Here is a 6,190-nt window from a genome sequence, read left to right as displayed (position 1 = left end):
ACGCAGAGCATGCTGGTCGAGCTGATGGAGCTGTTCGAGGCGGGTGTGCTGCGTCGGCTTCCGGTGACGGCGTGGGATGTGCGGCGGGCGCGGGACGCCTTCCGTTACATGAGTCAGGCCAAGCACACGGGCAAGATCGTGCTGACCATGCCGCGTGAGTGGGACCCCGAGGGCACCGTACTGATCACCGGGGGCACCGGCGGCCTCGGCAGTGAGTTGGCTCGGCACGTGGTGGCCGAGCATGGTGTGCGGCGTTTGCTGTTGACCAGCCGGCGTGGACTGGACGCTCCGGGCGCGGTCGAGTTGCAGGCGGAGCTGATCGCACACGGCGCCGAGGTGTCCGTGGTGGCGTGTGACGTGTCGGATCGCGGTGCGATGGCCGGGTTGCTGGCCGGGATTCCGGCGGAGCATCCGCTGACGGCGGTGGTTCATACGGCGGGTGTGCTGGACGACGGTGTGGTGGGGGCGCTGACGCCGGAGCGGCTGAGCGCGGTGCTGCGCCCGAAGGTGGACGCGGCATGGCATCTGCACGAGCTCACCCGCGACCTGGACCTCGCCGCCTTCGTGGTGTTCTCGTCCGTGGCGGGCTCGATGGGCGCTCCGGGGCAGGCGAACTATGCCGCGGCCAACGCGTTCCTGGACGCCTTGATGACGCGCCGTCGGGCCGAGGGAGCCGAGGGACAGTCGCTCGTGTGGGGGCCGTGGGCGCAGGACAGCGGCATGACCCGCGGCCTCACCGAGGCCGACATACAGCGGATGAGCGCCGCCGGAATGCCGCCCATCAGCACCGAGCAGGGCATGGCCCTGTTCGACGCGGCGACCGCCCAGCGCCACCCCGTGCTGGTCACGGCCCGACTCAACCTCGCCGCACTCCGCGCCCAGGGCGCACCGGCCCCGGTGCTCCGTGGCCTGCTCGGCGCCGGGCCACGCCCGGTGGCGCGGTCCACCGTCGTCGAGACGTCCGAGTCACTGCGGGACCGGCTGCTGAACCTGCGGGCCGACGAGCGCGACGAGCACATGGTCCGTCTGGTGCGGGAGCAGTCGGCCATGGTCCTGGGGTATGCGTCGCCCGAAAAGATCGACCCCGCACACCGGTTCAGCGATCTGGGATTCGACTCGCTGACCGCGGTCGAGCTGCGCAACCGGCTGAGTTCCGGCACCGGGCTGCGCCTGCTGTCCACCCTCATCTTCGACTACCCGACACCCGCCGTGCTGGCCGGACATCTGGTCAACGAACTCGTTCCCGCGGACGCCCCCGATCCGACGCCGTCCTTGATGGCGGATCTGGACCGGCTGGACGCCGCGCTGTCGGACGGCTGCCCCGACGAGATCACCCGGACCGGTGTCGCCATCCGGCTCCGGCAGCTGCTCACGAAGGTGACCAACGCCGAGGCGGAGAGCGACGGCCCCGGCGCCACCGATCGGCTCGAATCGGCCAGCGCCGACGAGATTCTCGACTTCATCGACAACGAACTGGGCCGAATGAACGACCGGTGACCCCGGCGCCCAGCTTTCAGCCAATCACGGAGGTTCCCTTCCCATGCCTGACGACCGGAAGCTCGTCGACTACCTCAAGTGGGTCACCGCCGATCTGCACCAGACCCGTCAGCGGCTGCAGGAGGTCGAGGCGGGCAAGCAGGAACCCGTCGCGATCGTATCGATGGCCTGCCGCTACCCGGGCGGGGTGGCGTCACCCGAAGACCTGTGGCGACTGGTCATCGGTGAAGGTGACGGCATCTCCGGATTCCCCACCTCCCGCGGCTGGGACCTGGACGCGCTGTACGCCCCGGACCGGGACCCCCGCGGGAACACGAGCTACGTGCGTGAGGGAGGCTTCCTTCACGAGGCGGGGGAGTTCGACCCTGGGTTCTTCGGGATCTCGCCGCGTGAGGCGCTGGCGATGGATCCGCAGCAGCGGCTGCTGCTGGAGACCTCGTGGGAGGCGATCGAGCGGGCCGGAATCGACCCGCTCACACTCCAGGGCAGCCGGACCGGTGTCTTCGCCGGAGTGATGTACCACGACTACGGATCCGGCGCTGAGTTCCCCCAGGAGACGATGGCTTTCCTGGGCACCGGCACCGCCGGCAGCGTGATGTCGGGCCGGATCTCCTACACCCTGGGGCTCGAGGGCCCCACGGTGACGCTGGACACCGCCTGCTCGTCGTCGCTGGTGGCCCTGCACCTGGCGGCCCAGGCGCTGCGCGGTGGCGAATGCACCCTGGCGCTGGCCGGTGGCGTGACCGTCATGGCCACGCCCGGCCCCTTCGTGGACTTCAGCGCGCAGGGGGGCCTTGCGGCCGACGGGCGGTGCAAGTCCTTCTCCGAGAGCGCCGACGGGGTGGGCTGGTCCGAGGGCGTGGGCATGCTGGTGCTGGAGCGGCTGTCGGACGCACAGCGCAACGGCCATGAGGTGCTGGCGGTGCTGCGCGGCTCGGCGGTGAACCAGGACGGCGCCTCCAACGGGCTCACGGCGCCGAACGGCCCCGCCCAGCAGCGGGTCATCAAGCAGGCCCTGGCCGGCGCCGGACTGTCCGCGACCGACATCGACGTCGTCGAGGCGCACGGCACCGGCACCACGCTCGGCGACCCCATCGAAGCACAGGCGCTGCTCGCGACGTACGGTCAGGGCCGGGAGGGGCAACACCCGGTCCTGCTGGGCTCGATCAAGTCGAACATCGGCCACAGCCAGGCCGCCTCCGGTGTCGCCGGTGTGATCAAGATGGTCATGGCGATGCGACACGGCACGCTGCCCGCCACCCTGCACCTGGATGAGCCGACCTCGCATGTGGACTGGTCGGCGGGGGCGGCGAAGCTGCTGGCCGAGCGGACCGAGTGGCCGCAGACCGGACGGCCACGCCGCGCCGCGGTGTCGTCGTTCGGTATCAGCGGTACGAACGCCCACACCATCATCGAGCAGGCCCCGGCGGTGGAGGCCGGGGACGACACGGCGACGCCTGCCGCGGCGCCCGGCATACTGCCGGTGGTGGTGTCCGGAAAGACGGTGGGGGCCCTGCGCGCACAGGCGGCACGCATCGCCGACCGCCTGGACGAGGACCCGGACACCCGCCTTGTCGATGCCGTGTTCTCGCTGGCGACCACGCGATCGGCGTTCGAGCGGCGGGGCGTGGTGCTGGCCATGGACCGGGCCGGTGCAGCCCGGGGCCTGCGCGCGCTCGCGCACGGCACCTCCGCGCCGGGACTGCTGAGCGGGGCCGTGCGGTCGGGCGGTGGGCTCGGGGTGTTCTTCTCGGGGCAGGGCAGTCAGCGGGCGGGGATGGGGCGGGAGCTGTACGGGCGGTTCCCGGTGTTCGCGGAGGCGCTGGATGAGGTGTGTGCGTATCTGGACCGGGAGTTGGACCGGCCGTTGCGGGAGGTGATGTTCGCCGAGACAGGGTCGGCCGAGGCCGGGTTGCTGGATGAGACGGGGTGGACGCAGCCCGCGTTGTTCGCGCTTGAGGTGGCGTTGTTCCGGCTGGTGGAGTCGTGGGGTGTTCGGCCGGATTATCTGGCGGGTCATTCGATCGGTGAGATCGCGGCGGCGCATGTGGCGGGGGTGTTCTCGCTGGCGGACGCGTGTGCGCTGGTGGCGGCGCGGGCCCGGCTGATGCAGGCGCTGCCGTCGGGTGGGGCGATGGTGTCCCTGCAGGCCACCGAGGACGAGGTCGCACCGTGTCTGACGGCTGGGGTGTCGGTCGCGGCGGTCAACGGACCACGCTCGGTGGTGATCGCGGGTCATGAGGCGGACGTGCTGGAGGTCGCGGCCCGGTTCGAGGCCGAGGGGCGCAAGACCAAGCGGCTGGCGGTCAGCCACGCGTTCCACTCCCCGTTGATGGACCCGATGCTGGATGAGTTCCGGCGTGTGGTGGAGGGGCTGTCGTTCGCGGCGCCTCGGGTTCCGCTCGCCTCGAACGTGACCGGTGAGGTGGCGTCGGCGGAGCTGGTGTGCGCACCGGAGTACTGGGTGCGGCACGTGCGGGAGACCGTCCGGTTCGCCGACGGCGTGGCCGCGTTGAGCGCCGCGGGGGTGACCGCGTTCCTGGAGGTCGGCCCCGACGGCGTGCTGTCCGCCATGGCCCAGGACAGCCTGCCCGACCAGTCGCATGACACGGTCGTCATCCCGTCCCTGCGCAAGGGCCGTGAGGACGAGGCCGCCCTGCTCGAGGCGGTGGCCAGGCTGCACATCGCCGGCGTCAGCCCGGACTGGACGGCGTTCTTCGCCGGGACCGGGGCGCAGCGGGTGGATCTGCCCACGTACGCCTTCCAGCACGAGCACTACTGGCCCAACGCGCTGGTGAGGACCGGTGACGCCAGCGGCCTGGGGCTCATGTCCGCCGAACACCCGCTGCTCGGCGCGGCCGTCGGCCTGGCGGACTCCGGCGGCGTGCTGTTCACCGGCCGGCTGTCGCTGCGCTCGCACCCCTGGCTCGCGGATCACGCCGTGGGCGGTGTGGTGCTGTTCCCGGGGACCGGCTTCCTGGAGCTGGCGATCCGCGCCGGGGACCAGGTCGGCTGCGCACGGATCGAGGAATTCACGCTGGCCGAGCCGCTGGTGCTGGGCGAGCGGGACGCGGTCGCCGTCCAGCTGTGGGTAGGCCCGGCCGATGACTCGGGCCACCGGAACATCCACCTGTACTCACGTCCTGCCGACGCGATGGAGCAGCCGTGGGTGGAACACGCCTCCGGTGTGCTGGGCACGGAGGAGCGGACCGCGGACTTCGACGCGTCCGTATGGCCGCCCGAGGGAGCCGCCGCGCTGGACCTGGACGGCTTCTACGAGCGGTTCGCCGAGGGCGGGTTCCGCTACGGCCCGCTGTTCCAGGGGCTCCGGGGTGCCTGGGAGCGCGGCGACGAGGTGTTCGCGGAGGTGGCGCTGGAGGAGCAGGCAGCGGACGCCGGGTCGTTCGGTGTGCATCCCGCACTGCTGGACGCGGCCCTGCACGCGGTCTCGTTCGTGGATCTCGGGGAGCCGGAGCGCGGAAGGCTGCCGTTCTCGTGGAACGGTGTGTCTCTCCACTCGGGGGGAGCCTCCCTACTGCGGGTGCGGTTGGCCAGGTCCGGCACCGAAGCAGTCTCCCTGACCGCCGCCGACGGGGTCGGCGCGCCGGTCATCTCGGTCGATTCATTGGCGCTGCGCCCGGTGACCGCCGATCAGATGGCCGGCTCCGGTACGGCCCGACAGGACTCGCTGTACCGCCTGGAGTGGGTGCCGACACCCGCCCTGATCTCCCCCATGGACGCGGTCGCCACCCTGGACGTGGCCGAGCTGAGCACCGATGTGGCGTCCCTGGAAGGCAGCCCCGACCTGGTCGTCGTGGCACTCGACCCCGTCGATGAGCTCGCCACTCCCGACGCCGTGCACCAGGTCACGGCACGGGTGCTGGGCCTGGTCCAGCAGTGGCTGGCCGAGGACCGGTTCGCAGACTCCCGTCTCCTCTTCGTCACCCGGGGAGCCATCGCGGCCGACGACGGCGCGACGGTGACCGACCTGGCCGGAGCGGCGGTGTGGGGGCTGGTGCGCTCGGCCCAGTCCGAGCACCCGGGCCGGTTCCTGCTCGTCGATGTGGACGAGCGGGAGACCTCCATGTCCGCGCTGCCCGCGGCACTCGCCTCCGGCGAGCCCCAGGTCGTGGTGCGCGACGGCGTCGTACGCACCGCCCGGCTCGCCCGAATGACGACGGGGACCAACCTCATGCCCCCGGCGGGCGCGCCGTGGCGGCTGGACAGCGGGCAGCGGGACAGGCTGGACAACCTCGCCCTGCAGACAGCCCCGGCGGCCGCCATGCCGCTGGCGGCCGGCGAGGTCCGGCTGTCCGTACGCGCCGCCGGGCTCAACTTCCGCGATGTGCTCAGCGCCTTGGGCATGTACCCGGGAGAGGCCGGGCCCATGGGCGGCGAGGCGGCCGGCGTGGTCGTCGAGACCGGCCCCGAGGTGACCGGGCTGCACGTCGGCGACCGGGTGATGGGCCTGGTGGCCGGCTCCTTCGGCCCCCGCGCCGTCGTGGACCGGCGTGCGCTGGTGAAGGTTCCTGACGGGTGGTCGTCGGAGGATGCGGCGGCGGTGCCGCTGGTGTTCCTCACGGCGTATTACGGGTTGGTGGATCTGGCGGGGTTGTCGGCGGGTGAGTCGGTGCTGGTGCATGCGGGTGCCGGTGGTGTGGGTATGGCGGCGATCCAGCTGGCGCGGCATGTG

2 protein-coding genes are annotated in these 6,190 nt (G+C 71.8%); both read left to right on the top strand.

The annotated features are described in order from the left end of the window. On the top strand, window positions 1-1,497 hold a 1,497-nt coding region (locus ACFZDL_RS47035; RefSeq protein WP_353597290.1), incomplete at its 5' end, for an SDR family NAD(P)-dependent oxidoreductase. Between the two features lie 43 nt (window positions 1,498-1,540). After that, the coding region (locus tag ACFZDL_RS47030) for a beta-ketoacyl synthase N-terminal-like domain-containing protein (protein ID WP_353597289.1) at window positions 1,541-6,190 on the top strand (4,650 nt) is incomplete at its 3' end.

Origin of the sequence: Streptomyces sp. NPDC007917 (genome assembly GCF_042959105.1) — a bacterium.
Lineage (GTDB): Bacteria > Actinomycetota > Actinomycetes > Streptomycetales > Streptomycetaceae > Streptomyces.
This window is presented reverse-complemented; position numbering and strand designations above follow the sequence as displayed.